Genomic DNA, 20,049 nt, shown 5'->3' on the forward strand with positions numbered 1-20,049 from the left:
CGTCAAGCGTCCTTGGCCAGGGCAATCGCCGCCTGGATCGCCGCGCGGGCCTGGGGGCTGTTTTTCCAGCAGCTGGAGCCGACCAGGGCCGAGGCCTGGGTGACGATCTCCAGGGCATCGGCCTGGGCCAGTTGGGCGAGGGAATCGATGCCCAGTTGTTCGAGACGGGCGACCACGTTTTCGCCGACACCCTTGAGCTTGAGCAGCGCCTGGCGTTCTTCGAGCGGGAATGGCATGTACTTCAATCCTTTGCAGTGGTTACCAATTGCCGCATTCTTGCACAGTTCTCGATCGCCCCAGCCTGAGGCGACCGACCTCCTGACAATCATAAAAAGACTTGAGGTATCGACGTGTCCACAGACATTGAAGACAGCCGTTCCGCCCGTTTTGCCCTGCGCTGCTCGAACTGGGCCGAGCGCTGGTTCCCCGACTCCTGGGTGTTCGCCGCGCTGGCGGTGGTCATCGTCGCCCTGGCCACCATGGCCATGGGCGCCAAGCCCACCGACACCGCCATGGCCTTCGGCGACGGTTTCTGGAGCCTGATCCCCTTCACCATGCAGATGGCCTTCGTGGTCATCGGCGGTTATGTGGTCGCCAGCTCGCCGCCGGCGGTGAAGCTGATCGACAAGCTGGCACGCATCCCGAAGAACGGCCGTTCCGCCGTGGCCTGGGTCGCACTGATCTCCATGGTCGCCTCCTTGCTCAACTGGGGCCTGTCGCTAGTGTTCGGCGGCTTGCTGGTGCGGGCCCTGGCCCGGCGTACCGAGCTGCGCATGGACTACCGCGCCGCCGGGGCCGCGGCCTACCTGGGCCTGGGCGCGGTCTGGGCCCTGGGCCTGTCGTCCTCGGCCGCGCAATTGCAGGCCAACCCGGGCAGCCTGCCGCCGTCGATCCTGTCGATCACCGGGGTGATTCCGTTCACCCAGACCATCTTTCTCTGGCAGTCGGGCCTGTTGCTGCTGGCCTTGATCCTGGTCTCGCTGGTCATCGCCTATGCCACCGCGCCCGGTCCGAACTCGGCGCGCGACGCCAAGGCCTGCGGCATCGACCCGAGCTTCAGCATGCCCAAGCCACAACCGCGCACCCGCCCCGGTGAGTGGCTGGAATACAGCCCGCTGCTGACCATCCTGCTGGCCTTGCTGGCAGCCGGCTGGCTCTACCATGAGTTCGCCACCAAGCCGGCGATCACCGCGATTTCCGGGCTCAACACCTATAACTTTCTGTTCCTGATGCTCGGCGCGCTGCTGCACTGGCGCCCGCGCAGCTTCCTCGAAGCCGTGGCCCGCGCCGTGCCGACCACCACCGGGGTGCTGATCCAGTTCCCGCTGTACGGCTCCATCGCGGCCTTGCTGACGGTGGTCAAGGGCGTCGACGGCCAGACCCTGGCCCACCATATCTCGACCTTCTTCGTGCAGATCGCCTCCCACGACACCTACGCGCTGCTGATGGGGGTCTACTCGGCGGTGCTGGGCTTCTTCATTCCGTCGGGCGGCGGCAAGTGGATCATCGAGGCGCCCTACGTGATGCAGGTGGCCAATGACCTGCAATACCACCTGGGCTGGGCGGTGCAGATCTACAACGCCGCCGAGGCACTGCCGAACCTGATCAACCCCTTCTACATGCTGCCGCTGCTGGGGGTGCTGGGGCTCAAGGCGCGGGACCTGATCGGCTTCTCCTTCGTCCAGTTGCTGGTCCACGCACCGCTGGTGCTGGTGCTGCTGTGGGCACTGGGCACCACCTTGAGCTACATGCCGCCCGTGGCGCCGTAATCTGTTGCCAGCGGCTCGCTTCCCTGTAGGAGCGAGTCTGCTCGCGATCGGCCGCCAGGCCGAGGGTGCCCGCCATGCCCTCATCGCGGGCAATCGAGCGTCGACCGGCCGCTCCTGCAGAAGCAGCCCTACATCCTTTCCAGCCTCCCCCTACTATCTTCTAAGCCCCGTCCCAGAGCCTTTTCTGTAGTCTTTCCGTCATATTCGGTTGCTACCGTGCAGCCGAAATACTTTGTTACGAATTGATCGAAAGGTAATCAGGGACCCGGCATGAGCGACGAACACTCGAAAGACCCAGAACATTCCAAGGCCACGGAGCCACCCACCGACACCAGCCGCCGGCGTTTTCTCGGCGGCGTGGCGGTGCTGGGTGTCGGCGCGACGCTCAGCGCCTGCGGCCACAACGACCCGGCGCCGGGCAAGCCGGTGGAGCGCCCGCTGTCGCCGGCCGAGCTGGACCGGGCGCTGCGCGACAACGTGAAGAACGTGGTGGTGATCTATGCCGAGAACCGCAGCTTCAACAACCTGTTCGCCGACTTCCCGGGGCTGGAAAAACCGCTCTCGGCCCTCAAGCCCGCCGACTATCAGCAACGCGACCGCGACGGCAGCCTGTTGTCGGTCTTGCCGCCGGTCTGGGGTGGCGTCACCCAGGTCGGGCCCCAGGCCCTGGATGGCGTGACCTACCCGGTCGGTACCCAGTACCAGGAGCACCTGCCCAACGCGCCCTTCGCCCTCAAGGGCCCCGATGGCCAAGACCTGCCCCTGGGCTTGGTCACCCGCGACCTGTGGCACGTGTTCTACCAGAACCAGATGCAGATCAACGGCGGCAAGAACGACGGTTTCGTCGCCTGGGCCGACGCCGGCGGCCTGCCCATGGGGTATTACGCCCAGAGCCGCTATGAGCTGCGCTTGTGGGATATGGCCCGGGAATTCGTGCTGTGCGACAACTTCTTCCAGGGCACCTTCGGCGGTTCGTTTCTCAACCACCAGTACCTGATCAGCGCCGCGGTGCCGTTTTATCCGGACGCGGCCAATTCGGTGGCCAAGCCACAGATCGCCACCCTGCAGAGCGACGACCCGCTCGACAGCCGTCTCAAGCCGCTGGAGCAATCCCCGGCCAGCGCCATGAGCGGCCCGCCGCAATTCGGCCCGAGCCTGCTGACCCCGGACGGCTACGCGGTCAATACCATGGCCCCGCCCTACTGGCCGACCTGGATCCGCGACCCGCAGCGCCCGGCCTATTCCAAGGCCGACCTGCCCAATGTGCTGGTACCGCAGCGCCACGACACCATCGGCGACAAGCTCTCGCGCAAGGACATCGACTGGGCCTGGTACGCCGGCGCCTGGCAGGTCACGCTGGACGCCTACAAGGATTCGGCGGGGATTCCGAAGATCCCCAACTTCCAGTACCACCACCAGCCGTTCAACTACTTCGCGCAGTTCGGTCCCGAGCATCCCAACGAACGTAACCACCACCTGCGCGATGCGGGCCTGGGCGATGAGTCGAGCAGCAACCGCTTCCTCGCCGATGCCGAGGCCGGCAAATTGCCGCCGGTGGCGTTCTACAAGCCCCAGGGCAACCTCAACATGCACGCCGGTTATGCCGATGTGGCCGCCGGCGACCGGCATATCGTGCGCGCCCTGAAGGTGCTGCGCGAAAGCCCGCAGTGGCAGAACATGGTGGTGATCGTCACGGTCGATGAGAACGGCGGCTGGTGGGACCACGTCGCCCCGCCCAAGGGCGACCGCTGGGGGCCGGGGACACGCATCCCGGCGCTGGTGGTGTCACCGTTCGCCCGCAAGGGCACGGTGGACCATACGGTGTACGACACCGCGTCGATCCTGCGGCTGATCACCCGGGTGTTCCAGCTGGAACCGCTCGACGGCCTCAAGCAACGGGACGCGGCGATGATCGCCCGGGGGCAGGCGCCCATGGGCGACCTGAGCAATGCCCTGTACTTCCCGGCCTGAACCGGCGGCAGCGGCCGCCCGGGCGGCCGTTTGTGGGTGCAGAAATGAAGATTTATTCCACCCTTTTCCTTGTCACCCGCTACTGTTTCAGGGTGGAACTTACCTCGCCCAGACGAGGCCAACGCTGACAAGGAGCCAAGCATGAAACTCACAGGATTGTCCCTTCCCCTCGCCGCCCTGACCCTGGGCGGCCTGACCCTGAGCACCGCAGCCCAGGCCAACGTCGATCTGAAGCTGGGCAACACCCAGCGCGTCACCCAACTCTTCTCCTACCCCAACAACTGCAACGTGATCTGCTTTCGCAACTGGACGCTGGAACAGACCGTCGAGCATTACCTGACCCAAAGCGTGAAACGCGATGGCTACAGCACCGCCAAGGTCAAGGTGAAGACCGATAACAACCAGCTGTACGCCAACATCAGCGGTGTTCCGAAGGACTATGGCAAGCCGCTGACCGCCCTGCTGGATGCCGGCGACCTGGCCTACAAGGGCGCCAGCAAGCTCAACAGCGACGGCAAATGGACCTACAGCTGGTACCTGTTCCTGCCCCTGGGCATGGCCCTGGAAAACCGCAAGAGCGTCGAGTTGCTGCACTTCCCGCCGGACTACTCGCTGACTCAGGCCCAGGACTACCTGAAATCGGCCACCACCGACCGCTGGGCCACCCTGCTCACCACCAATGGCATTCCCGCCGAGCAGACCCCGGGCTACCAGACCATCATCGACATTGCACCGATCGCCGCCCCCTCCAGCGCGGGCAAGGACCTGGAAGGCGTCTATGGCTACTTCCAGGACTACCAGACCACCATGGTCAAGCAGATCAGCCAGAGTGCCAGCGGCGCCGCCCTGCCAATGGTGGCCTTCGGCGCGCCGGTGCGTAACTGGATCAAGCAGCAGTACGGCCCGACCGTGAACGTACTGGGCCTGGCGCAGATCAGCCCGAGCGCGGGCCTGAAGGTGCCGGTGCTGGGCTCCAACCACCCGAGTTACATCTGGTACGCGGCGGATCCAGAGAACTACGACGGCGACGAGGCCAAGGCCGACGCGGCCGGCTTGAAGGTGATGGGGCAGGATCTGAGCGCGGCCTGCTGGCAGGCCGGGATGGGCAGCAAGCCGGGCAGCGACCCGACAGTGCAACTCAAAAGCTGCACGCAGAACTGGCAGGTGACCAACAAAGAGCAGACCTGCGCCCTGTTCTACACCTCGATCCGCAAGCTGACGCCGGAGCAGGCCCAGGCCAAGTGCACCAGCGAGCCGGTACAGACCCAGCTGAAGCAGCTGAAGGCGCCGGCACCGTCGATGAGTGCCGAAGTACCGCCGCATATCTGACGGACAAGCGGTAACAGCTACATCCCATCGCGAGCAAGCTCGCTCCTAAGAACGGCACATCGCCCGTAGGAGCGAGCTTGCTCGCGATGGGTTTTCAGCGCCTCAGAGCGCCCCGACCGGACGCAGGCGGTACTGCGGCGGCAGCTGCTCGAAGCCACTGATGGTGGCGTTCAGGCTCTTCCAGCGACCGTCCTTGATGCCATAGATGCAACCGTGGATCGACAGGCTCTGCCCACGATGCCAGGCGTTTTGCACAATGCTGGTGTGGCCGACGTTGGCCACTTGCTGGATCACGTTCAGCTCGCAGAGGCGGTCGACCCGTTCTTCCTCGGTGGCCAGTTGCCCCAGGACTTCGCGATGTTCGTAGTACAGGTCGCGAATCGAGCGCAGCCAGCCGTCGATCAGGCCCAGCTGGCGATCCTGCATCGAGGCGCGCACGCCGCCACAGCCATAGTGACCGGTGACCAGGATGTGTTTGACCTTGAGCACGTCCACCGCGTACTGGATCACCGACAGGCAATTGAGGTCGGTGTGCAGCACCACGTTGGCCACGTTGCGGTGTACGAACAGATCCCCGGGAAGCATGCCGACGATCTCGTTGGCCGGTACACGGGCGTCCGAACAGCCGATCCACAGGTATTCCGGCGTCTGCTGGCGGGCCAGCTTGGAGAAGAATTCAGGATCTTCCTGCTTGATCGCTTCGGCCCAACGCTCGTTGTTATCAATCAGGTCTTGTAGTTCGTTCATGCTGTGAAACCTCAGGATTGATGCGTTGCTATGACAGACGACTGTCTATCGGGGTCACGCGCGTCTATGCAGATACCGCTTATCCACCCCTTTGAATCTTGCCGGGTCTGGTGGGTCCACTCTTTAAGCCCAAAAGTATGAGCAACCGTCATGACTGAATCACGACGTCCCTATGGCGCGCCTCAGCCCGAGCCCATCGACGACAACGAAGACCGCATGGGTTCCATGGAAGAGCTGGATTTCGATGAAGAAGAACCCGGCGCCAGGGTCGGCGACCCTGCTTCCAGCCCTGTGGAGCATCGTACTCCCCACAGGCACATCCATGGCTCCAGCCTGACCGGCAACGCCGAGGATGAGCCCAACGACGATGAGCTGACCCCGGAAAACCTGATCCGCGAAGACGGCGCCCGCTCCGCCCATGAAGCCGGTGAAGACCAGCCGGCCGACTGGGACCTGAGCATTGTCGATGAAAACGATATCGGCGGCGGCAACGGCCTGGACGAAGCCGAACTGGCCCAGCGCGACCCACTGGATGGCAAACGCTGATACCTGCCTTTAACAACTGTAGGAGCGAGGCTTGCCCGCGATAGCGGTTTGCCTGACACAGCGCTATCGCGGGCAAGCCTCGCTCCTACGATAGCGGCTCGATACGCCGTCAATCGACCAGGGTGCAGGCCATCACCAGCGCATCTTCGCGCCCGCCTGTCGCCGGATAGTAATCGCGGCGGCGGCCCACTTCGTTGAAACCGTAGCGCTCGTACAGCCGGTAGGCGGTCTGGTTGCTGGAACGCACTTCGAGGAAGCATTCGCGCGCGTCTTTCTGGTAGGCGCGCTTCATCAATTCTTCCAGCAGGCGCAGGCCCAGGCCACGGCCCTGGCTTTCCGGCTTGACGGTGATATTGAGCAGGTGGGCTTCGTCGATGATCACCTGGATCACTCCGTGGCCAACCTGCTGGCTGCCTTCGAACATCAGCCAGACTTCATAGGATTTCAGGGCATCGGTGAAAATGCCGCGGGTCCAGGGATGGCTGAACGCCGCGTATTCGATTTTCAGGATGGCATCCAGATCCGCCTCGGTGGCCTGGCGGAACGATAAAGCGTCACTCATTGCTACTTTTCCAACGCGCCATCAGCCGACGCATGGCTTGCCAGACATCAGCCTTACGCTGTGGCTCTTCCATTAATTGTTCCAGCCCAGGCAGCGCCCAGGCCGAGCCCAGGCCTTCGACCTGGAGTTCACGGTTGTAGGACTGCGCATCAGCCTCGCCCGCGAAACGCACCGCCGGCAGGCCGATCAGCCACAGGCAGACACAAGGTTCTTCTTCGACGCGCGCCCCGACAAAGGCCTGGACGAAATCCCGCGCCGCGTCCGGCCCCTGGTCGAGATTGCCGCGGGTCAGCATCGGCCAGCGCACCGGCTCGGCGAGGATCTGCGGGCTGTCCGGCAGGCCAGCGGCGCGCAGCATGTCCTTGAGCAGCAGATAGGCCGGGTCGCGGCTCTGGAAGGCTTCGCCTGTGGGTAACTCCACCAGCAGCAGGCAACGACCGGCGCGCAGCAATTGCAGGGCGAAACGCGGTGGCGGCACGGGCGGGGCCTTGACCGGCGCCGGGGCCTCCTCGGCATCGACCACGGGCTTGCTGACCGGACGAACGGCAGCGCCGGCGGGACGCGGCACTTCGATTTTCGGCCGTTCGGCAGGCTTGGCCACAGGCTCGGCAACCGTTTTGGCCACAGGTGCAGGGGCTGCCGGGGCCTCGACCACGGGCTCGGCAATCACCAGCAACTCGGGACGGGACGGCGCCGCAAAGGGCAACTCGGTGCGCGGCAGCCAGCTGACCACCTGCATGGCGGACAGATAAGCGCGACGGCGGGACTCGATAAGCAAAGGTCGGCCACTTGTGGATAACTGAAGTGGGGGGATTCTACCGTCCTTCGCCGAAGATCGCCCGCAGTTGATTCGTCACAAAAACACCGGTCCAGCCCATGACAAGACCGAGGGGTGAATCGTCAGCCTTCCGATGCAGTACAATCGCTGCTTTTCATTGCCAACCAGCCGGCCATTCCGATGATCGAACCCAAGCGCGTGTTGCGCGCCCTCGCCGAACACTGGGCACTTCTGGAGCCACTGTGCGAGCACTTCGACCAAGGCACCCTGAGCCTCGCCGAACTGCGTTCACAGCTGGCCACCCAGCAAATTGACAGTACGCCACAGGACATTACCAGCCTGCTGGACGTGTGGATCCGCCTGGATATCCTGGTTCCGGTGGCGAAAAGCCCGAACCGTTTCGAGCTCAACGCACAGATCCACGACTTCCTCGCCTACCTGCGGCGCGAGCACCGCCTGGGCCTGTGCCTGGAAATCGAAGCCTACCTGCGCCACCTCGAACGCCTGGCCGGTTACATTCAGGACGCCTTCGACATCCGCGACGGCCATGACCTGGCCCGCCAGCTGCGGTTGCTGGACATGCGCGTGCGCGATGTATTGAAAAAGCTCGCCAACGACGAACAGGCCCTGGTGGCCGTCGCCGAGCGGGCCAAGACCAGCGACCGGCAGATTCCCCTGCGCCAGCGATACGCCGAGGTACTGGCCACCTGGGACGAATACGTCGAGCCGATGATCCAGCTGGTGAACGCCGACGGCGCCTTCGAGCAAGGCGTGCGCAAGGTCGAGAACGTCCTGCTGCGCATGCTCACCGAACAGCAGCGCCTGGGCCACCTGGTGGACGACGACATGCTGCTGCGCACCCACGCGCGGATCCTGGAAATGCAGACCAGCGCCCAGCTGACCCTGCGTCACGCCCGGGAACTGCTGCTGCCGCTGCGTGAAGAAGCCCGCCGGCACAACGCCGTGACCCGCGGCGCGGCCCTGGCGCTGTCGGCCATCCGGCGCAAGGGCATCGACGCCGTGCCGCAAGCGGCCATGCCACTGTTCACCCGTCCGCAAAGCACCTTCCTCGGCAGCTCCGGCCAGGTCGAGGCTTATGTCTATGCCCTGGCCAGCTTCGAGCCGAAGCCGACGCGCTTCCCCAAGGCGCACAAGACCCACAAGGGCGGCAATGCGCCACGGGCGCCACGTACGGTCCGCGAGATGCTCGACCGCTGCGAAGACGCCCTGCCGATGCCGGACCTGATGACCTGGCTGCTGGAGCAGGAACCCGACGGTGCCACCGACGAGTTGCTGTACTGGTTCTCCCGTCTGTCGCGGGAAAAACGCTTCAAGCGCGAGCGTCTGGAACGCCGCGACTACCACACCCACGAGCACCAGGTCAGCCTGCGCTCCTTCGCCCTGCTCTCGGCCCGCGATGACGTGACCGAGAATTCTGCGAGCACTCCACATGCATCTTGATCTTTCCGAACTGTCCCAGCTGGCGCCGATCTTTCGCGAGCTGTTCAAGGGTTATCACGTCAGCCGCCGCGACCCGGAGCTGTACTCCCAGCTGTCGAACTTCCAGGACCAGTACCGCACCCTGTTCAAGGCCCTGGGCTTCGAACTGGTATGCGACACCCGTGGTTTCTACTACTTCGTGCCGGAGAACGCCGCCGCCCAGGTGAACAAGACCGCCCAGCGCCTGGCGCTGTTCACCTTCATCCTGGTGGAGCACCTGGCCGACCAGGGCCGCGACCCGGTCGCCGTGCTCGACGGCGGCAGCCTCGGCCGCGACGAACTGCCGTCCTTGCTGGAGAAGTACCGCGACCTGTTCATCCAGGCCGAAGTGCAGACCCATGAAGAACTGGAAGAAAAAATCATGCGGCGCATGACCCAACTGGGTTTTGCCGGCGAGGAGCCGGGCATCTACCGCTTCCTGCCGCCGATGCACCGCTTCCTCGATGTGTGCCTGTCGGTGCAGCAGGACCGTGACCTGGCCGCCAGCCTGCACAGCGTGCTGCCGTTGCCGACGCCGGTGCTGATCGACGAAGACAGCGACGAAAAACTGCTGCAGACCGACGACCCGCTGGACCTCAGCGAATTCGTCGAATCGGAAAGTGAAGAAGACGCACTGGCCCGCGCCATTGCCGAAGAACAGGAGCTCGACGCATGAGCAAGGAACGCTACGGCATCCGCCGCTTTGCCCTTTTGAACACCGCCGGCTACAGCCTGGGCCTGTTCCCGCTGGAAGAGCCGCTGTCGGTCTACGGCGCGAACAACCTGGGCAAGTCCGCTTCGATCAACGCTCTGCAATTCCCGATCCTGGCACGCATGTCGGACATGAGCTTCGGCAAGTACAGCCTGGAACAGTCGCGGCGTTTCTACTTCGCTACCGATACCAGCTACATCCTGGTGGAAGTGTCCCTGCCCCATGGCCCGCATGTGATCGGCGTGGCCGGGCGCGGTCCGGGCGGCAGTTTCGGTCACCAGTTCTTCGCCTATGCCGGCTCGCTGGACCTGGCGCACTACCAGAAAGACGACACTTGCCTGCGGCAGAAAGAGCTGTTCACCAACCTCGAGCGCCAGGGCCTGAAGGCCTATGAACTCAAGCCGGACGAACTGCGTCGCCTGCTGGTCGGCGGACATACCTCGATTCCGCTGGACCTGACCCTGATCCCGCTGCGCTCCACCAGCGAGCAGAGCCTGAAGACCTTCCGCGCGCTGTTCATCAACCTGCTGCACATGCGCGAAATCACCGCGGCCAAGCTCAAGCAGCTGTTCCTCGATGCCTTCGAGCACAGCCTGCGTTCCGGCAGCGTCGACTACATCGCCGCCTGCGAAGATGCCTTCCGCGACGTGCGCCGCATGGAGCAGGACTACAACTCGCTGGTGGCCGCGGGTCCCCTGGTGGAAGCCCTGGCCAACGGCGTGACACAGCGCGACATCCTGCGCGGCAAACTGCATCGCCTGTCGCCGCTGCTTGATTCGCTGCTGGGCACCTGGTCCGACTACGCCAGCGCGCGCAAGGAAGAGCTGACCATCCAGGCCGAGCACTACCGCAACGAGCAGGACGCACTGCAGAACGACCAGCGCAGCAGCACCCAGGAAATGATGCGCCTGGAGCGGGAAATCACCGGCACCCAGCGCTGGCTCGGTGAGCTCTCGGTGCTCAAGCATCGTTTCGCCCTGGTGGACGATGTCAAGGTCCTGGAGCAGCAACTGCTGGCGGCCAAGGATGCCCACGACGAACTGGCCGGCGCCCTGGCCCAGTCCCGACAGTTCTCCGCCGAGGACCTGGAAGAGCGCCTGCGGGATCTGGAAAAACGCCTGAAGTCGGTCAAGCAGCAGCTCGATAACGCCGACAACAACAGCTATGCGCGCCTGCGCGAGGAATTCTCGCAACAGGACGTCGAGCGCCTGATGCGCCTGTTCAACAGCCAGTTGTTCAGCCTGCCGCTGGGCGAACATGGCATTGCCTTGGACGAGAACGGCGACTGGGTCAAGTCCGTGGAGCTGATCCTCGATGGCTTCAAGGGCGAGCGCTTCGAAGTGCCGGGGCTGTCCATCGACATTTCCCACATCGAACCGCCGGCCTTGCAGGCCCTGGCGGATCGCGCGGCATTGCGCGACCAGAAAGAGCGCCTGGACAAAGAACTCAAGCAGCTGAAAACCCAGGCCGCAGTGGCCGCCGACCGCGCCGCGAGCAAGACCCAGACCGAAGCGCTGTACCAGCAGGTGCTGGATGCGCAGAAAGCCCTGGAAGATTTCCGCCGCGCGCAGACCCTGAGCGCCGAGGAAGGCGAAAAGCTGGAACAGCTGGCGCAGATGGAAGCCGCCCAGGACGAACTCAAGCGCTCCAGTGACGCCTTCACCGAACGCGTCCAGCAGCTGTCGGCCAAGCTGCAACTCGTGGGCCGGCAGATCGGCGACATGGAAGCCAAGCAACGCACCCTCGACGATGCCCTGCGCCGTCGCCAGCTGTTGCCGGCGGACCTGCCGTTCGGCACGCCGTTCATGGAGCCGGTGGACGACTCCATGGACAACCTGCTGCCCCTGCTCAACGACTATCAGGACAGCTGGCAAGGTCTGCAGCGGGTCGATGGCCAGATTGAGGCGCTGTACGCTCAGGTGCGCCTCAAGGGCGTGGCCAAGTTCGACAGCGAAGACGACATGGAGCGTCGCCTGCAACTGCTGATCAACGCCTATGCGCACCGCACCGACGAAGCCCTGACCCTGGGCAAGGCGCGTCGCGCGGCCGTCACCGATATCGCCCGGACCCTGCGCAACATCCGCAGCGACTACGACAGCCTCGAGCATCAGTTGGCGCTGTTCAACCGCGAGATCAACAAACGCCAGGTGTCCAACCTGCAGAGCTTCCGTATCGTGCTCGCACCGAACAAGGAAGCCCTCAAGCACATCGACCAGATCATCCACAGCGCCGGCCAGTACGAAGAAGGCGAGACCCTGTCGGTGTTCGACCTGAGCCAGAGCGCCGAACAGGACAGCAAGAACGAAGAGGCCAAGGAATACCTGGCCCGCCTGGTAGCGGCCAACCACAACCAGTTGGGCCTCAAGGATCTGTTCGAGCTGGCGTTCGAGATCACCAAGGTCAATGGCCAGCCGGTGATCCACACCGATATCGATGGCGCGGCGTCCAACGGCACCACCATGACCATCAAGGCGCTGACCAACATGTACCTGTTGCTGCACTTGATGGACCGCGAGCAGGCCGGGCGCATCCGCCTGCCGTACTACCTCGACGAGGCTGCGGACATCGACGAGAAGAACCAGGCAGCGCTGCTGGAAACCAGCCTGCAACTGGGCTTCGTGCCGATCCTGGCCAGCGTGAAGCCGCAGGTGTCGGCCCAGGTCGCCATCGACCTGGAAGGCGGCAGCGGCCCGAACGGTATCTACATCGACGAGGCGGACTGGAAGTACATCCGCCGTCACGATCAGGTCAAGGCCACCCTGAACGTCGAACCAGAAGCCGAAGCGGAGCTGGACGAGGTGTAACCGCCGAAGCCGTAAAACAAAAAGGCCGTGATCTTTCGATCACGGCCTTTTTGCTTTCTGGGTTATTTGCCCAGGGGGATTTTCGGTGCCCAGGTCAGCCATTCGTCCTCGAACTTGTCGAACAACGGGAAGGTCTGTTCCGGCCGTGCCGGGTTGCCCATGCGCTCGCCATCCGGCGTGGCAAAGGCGATGCCGCCCTGGATCAGGGTCTCCAGCGACTCGGTACGGACGGTTGCGCCCTTGAACAGGCCGATGTCGATACCGAACCCACTGCTGTTCCAGAAACGCGTACCGCCACGCACCAGCGGCGCGTACTTCGGCTCGATCAGGATATGGATCAACACCCGGTCGGCAGTCTGGCCCAGTTCGTAGCCCGTGACCTTGCCCACCGTTACCTCGCGGTAAGTCACCGGCACGCCGACCTTCAGCGAGCCGCGCCGCGCCGCGCTCAGCACCAGGCTCAGGCCGGCCTCGGCGACCGCGGTTTCCGGTGGCTGGGGCAAGGCGACAAAGCTGGTTTGCGCGCCGAGGTTCTTCGCCGCCGGCTGCACTTCGATGTACTGCCCGGTCACCAGGGTTTCCAGGTTGGCGGTCTTGATCAAGCCAAGCTCCGGCTTGACCACCCAGAACTGGCTGCCGACCCGCGCGATACGCTCCGGCACCTCGGTGATCCGAGCCTTGAGCAGCACCGACTGCAGATCGCCGCTCAGGTCGACGTCTTCGACCTTGCCGACATCCAGCCCCTTGAAGCGGATAGGCGTGCCCGGACGCAGGCCATCGGCGCGATCGACCTTGATGCTGATCAGGGTGCCCTTCTGTGTCGCCTGCTCCTTGTCGGCATACAAGCGGAAACGTGGGATGCGCTTTTTCAGCGGCACGTTGGGTTCCGGCGTGTCGAAGGCGATACCGCCGGCCATCAGGCTTTGCAGCGACTCGCTCTTGACCTGGATGCCGCCGGTCAGGCCACCGGTCAAGGTGACACCGCTGGCATTCCAGAAGCGCGTCGAGCCGTTCACCAGCCCTTCGTATTCCTTCTCGATATGCACGCCGATGACCAACTGCTTGCGGGTCCGCGAAAACTGGTAGCTCTGCACCGAGCCGACCTTGACCTGCTTGTACAGAATCGGGCTGCCCACCTCCAGCGAACCGAGGTTTTCGGTGAACAGCACCAGGTGCAGGCCAGGGGAGCGCAGGTCCAGCGGCGGCGCCTTGGGCCGCGCCTCGAATTCGCGTTGCGGAGCACCGCCCTTGTCACCTGGGCGCACCGCGATGTAGTTGCCTTTGACCAGGGCTTCCAGACCGGTGATACCCGCCAGGGAGATCGAAGGCTTGACCACCCAGAACTGGGTGCCTTGCACCAGGTAATCCTCGGCCAGGGGGTCCAGGGTCAGCTCCGCCGTGGCGCTGGACAGATCCGGGTCGACCTTGAGGGCCTTGAGGTTACCGACCTGAATCCCCTTGTACATGACCGGTGTGCGGCCTGCCTGGAGCCCTTCGAAATCACTCAGCTTGACCTTGACCCGGATGCCCGCCTGCGCCGCGTCGAAGTCCTCGTAGAGACGGAACGGCAGGGTCGGGTCGGTTGGCGGGCTGTCCCGGCGATTCTCCGGGGTAGCAAAGGCGATACCGCCGGCGACGATGCTGGCCAGGGATTCGCTACGCACTTTCACTCCGGACAGGTTGGCGTCGATGCTGATGCCGCTGGCGTTCCAGAAACGCGTATGTTTGCGCACCAGGTTGGCGTAGGTCGGCTCGATAAAGACCTTGATCTCCACCGTGTTCTGGTCTTCGGAGAGCAGGTAGCTTTTCACCTGCCCCACCTGGATCTGCTTGTAGAACACCGGGCTGCCGCGGTTCAACGATCCCAGGCGATCCGCCTTGATGGTCAAGTGCAAGCCCGGCTTGGCGTCCGATAACGGTGGTTCTTCGACCAGCGCCTTGAACTTGCGCGCAGGCTCGCCCTCTCCCGGGCTGATGGCGATGTAGTTACCTGAAACCAGCGTCTCCAGCCCGGTGATCCCGGCCAGGGTCACGCTCGGTTTGACCAGCCAGAAGCGTGTGCTGCTCTTCAGGTATTGCTGGACGTCCTTGTTCATCTCGACAGTGGCAATCACCCCTCTGGTGTTGCCTTCGTCGTCCAGGGCCAGGGCCTTGACCTTGCCCACCGACATCCCTTTGTAGACCACCTCGGTCTTGTTGGCCTGAATGCCCTCGCCGCTTTCAAAGCGCACCTGGACCTCGATACCGGTCTGACTGTAGGCACGCCAGCCCAACCATCCGCCAATCAGCAACGCGATCAGAGGCAGGACCCAGATGGCCGACCAGTTCGAAGCCGGACGGGTTTTAGCTTTAGGCAAATCACTCATTGTCGTCGTCCGACTCCGTGTTATCCCAGATCAGTCGGGGATCAAAAGTTACTGCAGCGAGCATCGTCAGAATCACCACGCTGGCAAAGGCCACTGCACCGAGATTGGCCTCGATACTGGCAAGTCGGCCGAAGTTCACCACCGCCACCAGGATGGCGATCACAAAGATATCCAGCATCGACCAGCGGCCGATGAACTCGATAAAGCGGTACATCCAAATGCGTTGTCGCGCCGATAACGGCTGGTGGCGCTGGACCGAAAACAGCAACAGGGCAATCCCCACCAGCTTGAAGGTAGGAACCAGGATACTGGCGATGAACACCACCGCCGCAATCGGGATCATGCCGTGCTGCACCAGTACGATCACCCCCGACATGATGGTGCTGGGGTCACCCTGGCCGAGTGACGTGACCGTCATGATCGGCAGTACATTGGCTGGGATGTACAGGATCGCCGCAGTAATCAGCAGTGCCCAGGTACGCATGATGCTGTTGGGGCGACGAGCATGCACCAGGGCCCCGCAACGAGTGCAGGTTTGCTCATCGGTATCGGGTTCCTGCCTGTTCAGCTCGTGGCATTCATTACAGACCAGAATGCCCGCATCAATCGCCCGCATACGCATCCTCCCCGGCCAGGGCATCCCATATCTGATGGGGCGACATGACCACCTCAAGCCACACTTGAACCAATAACAGGCTGACAAAACACACCAACCCCAGGCCGACCGTCATGGCAGCCAGGTCCGCCAGCTTGACGATGGCGACCAATACCCCCATCAGGTAGACCTCGAGCATGCCCCAGTCCCGCAAGTGGTGATAAATGCGGTACAGCAACAGGCCGTAACTGCGACCTATGTCCAGGCGAATACTCAGGAGCACGAGCAACTGGCAGACCAGCTTGAGCAATGGAATGCCCATGCTGCAGAGAAACACCACCACCGCCACGCCTTGCATATCGGTATTGAACAAACCGATAACGCCGCTCCACACAGTGTCCTCAGAGGATTGTCCGAGTAGATTGAGCTGCATGATGGGTAAAAAGTTCGCGGGGACATAGAGCAGTAGCGCGGCAATAACCAATGCCAAGCTGCGATCCACGACGTTATGGCGGTGTGCGTATAGCTCGTAACCACAGCGGGGGCACTGGGCTTTTTCTCCGTGGGCCAGCTCTGGCTTGCGCATCAACAAGTCGCATTCGTGGCAGGCCACCAGATCGTCCAGCGGCAACTCCGACAGCCCGGGGGCGTCAACCGTATCTGACATACAAGGCTCTGGCTCTGAAAAGGCGTGAAGCTATTCTAGAGGTCCGTCCCGAAAATAACTGTGCAAAATTGTTTGGAGATAAGAACCGTTTTCTACGCGCAAAAACAAAACCCCAATTGCTTTCGCAATTGGGGTTTCGGAATTTAATCTTGACGATGACCTACTCTCACATGGGGAAACCCCACACTACCATCGGCGATGCATCGTTTCACTGCTGAGTTCGGGATGGGATCAGGTGGTTCCAATGCTCTATGGTCGTCAAGAAATTCGGTGTGCCGAGTCGTCTTTCGACGCTTCAGCAAATTGGGTATGCGATAGTTTGTGTGTTTTTTCGAACTTTCGGTTCGTTTCGTCTTCACACACCGCAATCTGGCTGTTAAGCGCAAATTGCTTGGGTGTTATATGGTCAAGCCTCACGGGCAATTAGTATTGGTTAGCTCAACGCCTCACAGCGCTTACACACCCAACCTATCAACGTCGTAGTCTTCGACGGCCCTTCAGGGAACTCAAGGTTCCAGTGAGATCTCATCTTGAGGCAAGTTTCCCGCTTAGATGCTTTCAGCGGTTATCTTTTCCGAACATAGCTACCCGGCAATGCCACTGGCGTGACAACCGGAACACCAGAGGTTCGTCCACTCCGGTCCTCTCGTACTAGGAGCAGCCCCTCTCAAATCTCAAACGTCCACGGCAGATAGGGACCGAACTGTCTCACGACGTTCTAAACCCAGCTCGCGTACCACTTTAAATGGCGAACAGCCATACCCTTGGGACCGGCTTCAGCCCCAGGATGTGATGAGCCGACATCGAGGTGCCAAACACCGCCGTCGATATGAACTCTTGGGCGGTATCAGCCTGTTATCCCCGGAGTACCTTTTATCCGTTGAGCGATGGCCCTTCCATACAGAACCACCGGATCACTAAGACCTACTTTCGTACCTGCTCGACGTGTCTGTCTCGCAGTCAAGCGCGCTTTTGCCTTTATACTCTACGACCGATTTCCGACCGGTCTGAGCGCACCTTCGTACTCCTCCGTTACTCTTTAGGAGGAGACCGCCCCAGTCAAACTACCCACCATACACTGTCCTCGATCCGGATAACGGACCTGAGTTAGAACCTCAAAGTTGCCAGGGTGGTATTTCAAGGATGGCTCCACGCGAACTGGCGTCCACGCTTCAAAGCCTCCCACCTATCCTACACAAGCAAATTCAAAGTCCAGTGCAAAGCTATAGTAAAGGTTCACGGGGTCTTTCCGTCTAGCCGCGGATACACTGCATCTTCACAGCGATTTCAATTTCACTGAGTCTCGGGTGGAGACAGCGCCGCCATCGTTACGCCATTCGTGCAGGTCGGAACTTACCCGACAAGGAATTTCGCTACCTTAGGACCGTTATAGTTACGGCCGCCGTTTACCGGGGCTTCGATCAAGAGCTTCGCGTTAGCTAACCCCATCAATTAACCTTCCGGCACCGGGCAGGCGTCACACCCTATACGTCCACTTTCGTGTTTGCAGAGTGCTGTGTTTTTAATAAACAGTCGCAGCGGCCTGGTATCTTCGACCGGCATGGGCTTACGGAGCAAGTCCTTCACCCTCACCGGCGCACCTTCTCCCGAAGTTACGGTGCCATTTTGCCTAGTTCCTTCACCCGAGTTCTCTCAAGCGCCTTGGTATTCTCTACCCAACCACCTGTGTCGGTTTGGGGTACGGTTCCTAGTTATCTGAAGCTTAGAAGCTTTTCTTGGAAGCATGGCATCAACCACTTCGTCACCTGAAAGGTAACTCGTCATCAGCTCTCGGCCTTAGAACCCCGGATTTACCTAAGATTCCAGCCTACCACCTTAAACTTGGACAACCAACGCCAAGCTGGCCTAGCCTTCTCCGTCCCTCCATCGCAATAACTAGAAGTACAGGAATATTAACCTGTTTTCCATCGACTACGCTTTTCAGCCTCGCCTTAGGGACCGACTAACCCTGCGTCGATTAACGTTGCGCAGGAAACCTTGGTCTTTCGGCGTGGGTGTTTTTCACACCCATTGTCGTTACTCATGTCAGCATTCGCACTTCTGATACCTCCAGCAAGCTTCTCAACTCACCTTCACAGGCTTACAGAACGCTCCTCTACCGCATCACTTACGTGATACCCGTAGCTTCGGTGTATGGTTTGAGCCCCGTTACATCTTCCGCGCAGGCCGACTCGACTAGTGAGCTATTACGCTTTCTTTAAAGGGTGGCTGCTTCTAAGCCAACCTCCTAGCTGTCTAAGCCTTCCCACATCGTTTCCCACTTAACCATAACTTTGGGACCTTAGCTGACGGTCTGGGTTGTTTCCCTTTTCACGACGGACGTTAGCACCCGCCGTGTGTCTCCCATGCTCGGCACTTGTAGGTATTCGGAGTTTGCATCGGTTTGGTAAGTCGGGATGACCCCCTAGCCGAAACAGTGCTCTACCCCCTACAGTGATACATGAGGCGCTACCTAAATAGCTTTCGAGGAGAACCAGCTATCTCCGAGCTTGATTAGCCTTTCACTCCGATCCACAGGTCATCCGCTAACTTTTCAACGGTAGTCGGTTCGGTCCTCCAGTCAGTGTTACCTAACCTTCAACCTGCCCATGGATAGATCGCCCGGTTTCGGGTCTATACCCAGCGACTAAACGCCCTATTAAGACTCGCTTTCGCTACGCCTCCCCTATTCGGTTAAGCTCGCCACTGAATATAAGTCGCTGACCCATTATACAAAAGGTACGCAGTCACAGAACAAAGTCTGCTCCCACTGCTTGTACGCATACGGTTTCAGGATCTATTTCACTCCCCTCTCCGGGGTTCTTTTCGCCTTTCCCTCACGGTACTAGTTCACTATCGGTCAGTCAGTAGTATTTAGCCTTGGAGGATGGTCCCCCCATATTCAGACAAAGTTTCTCGTGCTCCGTCCTACTCGATTTCATGACTAAGAGATTTTCGCGTACAGGGCTATCACCCACTATGGCCGCACTTTCCAGAGCGTTCCGCTAATCTCAAAGCCACTTAAGGGCTAGTCCCCGTTCGCTCGCCACTACTAAGGGAATCTCGGTTGATTTCTTTTCCTCAGGGTACTTAGATGTTTCAGTTCCCCTGGTTCGCCTCTTGCACCTATGTATTCAGTACAAGATAACCATCTTATGATGGCTGGGTTCCCCCATTCAGACATCTCCGGATCAAAGTCTGTTTGCCGACTCCCCGAAGCTTTTCGCAGGCTACCACGTCTTTCATCGCCTCTGACTGCCAAGGCATCCACCGTATGCGCTTCTTCACTTGACCATATAACCCCAAGCAATCTGGTTATACTGTGAAGACGACATTCGCCGAAAATTCGCGATTAAACTCACAAATTTTACCTTAGCCTGAACAACACCAGTGAAAGTGCTATCCAGTCTATCTTTCTATCACATACCCAAATTTTTAAAGAACGATTCTGATAAAGATCAGAAATCAACATTCACCATCAACTTGATGGAATGCTCATTTCTAAGCTTTAAACGATGGACACCAATCTGTAATGGTGGAGCCAAGCGGGATCGAACCGCTGACCTCCTGCGTGCAAGGCAGGCGCTCTCCCAGCTGAGCTATGGCCCCGTATCGCTACAGGGTGCACCAGTAATTGGTGGGTCTGGGCAGATTCGAACTGCCGACCTCACCCTTATCAGGGGTGCGCTCTAACCAACTGAGCTACAGACCCAATCGTCTTCTT

At 61.1% G+C, this 20,049-nt stretch carries 14 protein-coding genes, 2 tRNA genes and 2 rRNA genes; 7 read left to right on the plus strand and 11 right to left on the minus strand.

Annotation, left to right across the window (positions count from 1 at the left end; translation table 11 throughout):
* Positions 1–2: 2 nt before the first annotated feature.
* A complete protein-coding gene (locus AC3RCP_RS27095; RefSeq protein WP_101339127.1) occupies positions 3–236 on the minus strand; it encodes a Pathogenicity locus in 234 nt (77 codons plus the stop codon).
* Positions 237–350: 114 nt separating this feature from the next.
* Here AC3RCP_RS27095 and AC3RCP_RS27100 point away from each other — a divergent pair, with 114 nt between their 5' ends.
* The 3 genes from AC3RCP_RS27100 to AC3RCP_RS27110 all read left to right on the plus strand — a co-directional run bounded on the left by AC3RCP_RS27100 (position 351) and on the right by AC3RCP_RS27110 (position 5,069).
* A complete protein-coding gene (locus tag AC3RCP_RS27100) occupies positions 351–1,769 on the plus strand; it encodes a short-chain fatty acid transporter (RefSeq protein WP_492570694.1) in 1,419 nt (472 codons plus the stop codon).
* 270 nt (positions 1,770–2,039) lie between these two features.
* Positions 2,040–3,740: an acid phosphatase gene (locus AC3RCP_RS27105; protein WP_492570693.1), complete on the plus strand. Its 1,701-nt coding sequence runs from the start codon at positions 2,040–2,042 to the stop codon at positions 3,738–3,740.
* A gap of 141 nt (positions 3,741–3,881) precedes the next feature.
* Positions 3,882–5,069, plus strand: coding sequence for a hypothetical protein (locus tag AC3RCP_RS27110; protein WP_101339130.1), 1,188 nt, complete (start codon positions 3,882–3,884; stop codon positions 5,067–5,069).
* Between the two features lie 102 nt (positions 5,070–5,171).
* Here AC3RCP_RS27110 and can read toward each other — a convergent pair whose 3' ends face one another.
* On the minus strand, positions 5,172–5,816 hold the full coding sequence (can, locus tag AC3RCP_RS27115) for a carbonate dehydratase (protein ID WP_007930139.1): 645 nt from the start codon (positions 5,814–5,816) through the stop codon (positions 5,172–5,174).
* A 150-nt stretch (positions 5,817–5,966) separates the two neighbouring features.
* Here can and AC3RCP_RS27120 point away from each other — a divergent pair, with 150 nt between their 5' ends.
* The gene (locus tag AC3RCP_RS27120) at positions 5,967–6,362 is read left to right on the plus strand and encodes a hypothetical protein (protein ID WP_007930138.1); all 396 of its coding nucleotides are present in this window, start codon (positions 5,967–5,969) and stop codon (positions 6,360–6,362) included.
* Between the two features lie 109 nt (positions 6,363–6,471).
* Here the strand turns inward: AC3RCP_RS27120 and rimI are convergent, their stop codons facing one another.
* Positions 6,472–6,924 (minus strand): ribosomal protein S18-alanine N-acetyltransferase, encoded by a 453-nt coding sequence (gene rimI / locus AC3RCP_RS27125; protein ID WP_009045633.1) that lies wholly within the window; start codon positions 6,922–6,924, stop codon positions 6,472–6,474.
* Positions 6,917–7,702 (minus strand): energy transducer TonB, encoded by a 786-nt coding sequence (locus AC3RCP_RS27130; RefSeq protein ID WP_101339131.1) that lies wholly within the window; start codon positions 7,700–7,702, stop codon positions 6,917–6,919. The genes rimI and AC3RCP_RS27130 overlap by 8 nt, the downstream gene beginning before the upstream one ends.
* A 180-nt stretch (positions 7,703–7,882) precedes the next feature.
* On the opposite strand from AC3RCP_RS27130, the gene mksB reads away from it, so the two are divergent.
* The 3 genes from mksB to mksF are packed head-to-tail and all read left to right on the plus strand — an operon-like array spanning position 7,883 to position 12,697.
* Positions 7,883–9,163, plus strand: coding sequence for an Mks condensin complex protein MksB (mksB, locus tag AC3RCP_RS27135; protein ID WP_053262682.1), 1,281 nt, complete (start codon positions 7,883–7,885; stop codon positions 9,161–9,163).
* Entirely contained in the window at positions 9,153–9,857 is a 705-nt protein-coding gene (mksE, locus tag AC3RCP_RS27140) for an Mks condensin complex protein MksE (protein WP_007930132.1), read from the plus strand. Before mksB ends, mksE begins: the two co-directional genes overlap by 11 nt.
* Positions 9,854–12,697, plus strand: coding sequence for an Mks condensin complex protein MksF (mksF, locus tag AC3RCP_RS27145; protein ID WP_007930131.1), 2,844 nt, complete (start codon positions 9,854–9,856; stop codon positions 12,695–12,697). Before mksE ends, mksF begins: the two co-directional genes overlap by 4 nt.
* Positions 12,698–12,759: 62 nt before the next feature.
* Here mksF and AC3RCP_RS27150 read toward each other — a convergent pair whose 3' ends face one another.
* The 7 genes from AC3RCP_RS27150 to AC3RCP_RS27180 form a co-directional block, all read right to left on the minus strand.
* Positions 12,760–15,063, minus strand: a complete 2,304-nt coding sequence (locus AC3RCP_RS27150; RefSeq protein WP_492570692.1) for a PqiB family protein — start codon at positions 15,061–15,063, stop codon at positions 12,760–12,762.
* Positions 15,056–15,679: a paraquat-inducible protein A gene (locus tag AC3RCP_RS27155; protein ID WP_007930128.1), complete on the minus strand. Its 624-nt coding sequence runs from the start codon at positions 15,677–15,679 to the stop codon at positions 15,056–15,058. The genes AC3RCP_RS27150 and AC3RCP_RS27155 overlap by 8 nt, the downstream gene beginning before the upstream one ends.
* Positions 15,666–16,325: a paraquat-inducible protein A gene (locus AC3RCP_RS27160; RefSeq protein ID WP_053262660.1), complete on the minus strand. Its 660-nt coding sequence runs from the start codon at positions 16,323–16,325 to the stop codon at positions 15,666–15,668. The genes AC3RCP_RS27155 and AC3RCP_RS27160 overlap by 14 nt, the downstream gene beginning before the upstream one ends.
* A 147-nt stretch (positions 16,326–16,472) precedes the next feature.
* A 5S ribosomal RNA gene (rrf, locus tag AC3RCP_RS27165) occupies positions 16,473–16,588 on the minus strand.
* 139 nt (positions 16,589–16,727) lie between these two features.
* Positions 16,728–19,619: ribosomal RNA gene (locus tag AC3RCP_RS27170) — 23S ribosomal RNA — on the minus strand.
* Between the two features lie 239 nt (positions 19,620–19,858).
* Positions 19,859–19,934, minus strand: a tRNA-Ala gene (locus AC3RCP_RS27175).
* A gap of 26 nt (positions 19,935–19,960) precedes the next feature.
* Positions 19,961–20,037, minus strand: a tRNA-Ile gene (locus AC3RCP_RS27180).
* Positions 20,038–20,049: the final 12 nt, after the last annotated feature.

Source organism: Pseudomonas sp. GW822-FHT05A08 (assembly GCF_058800485.1).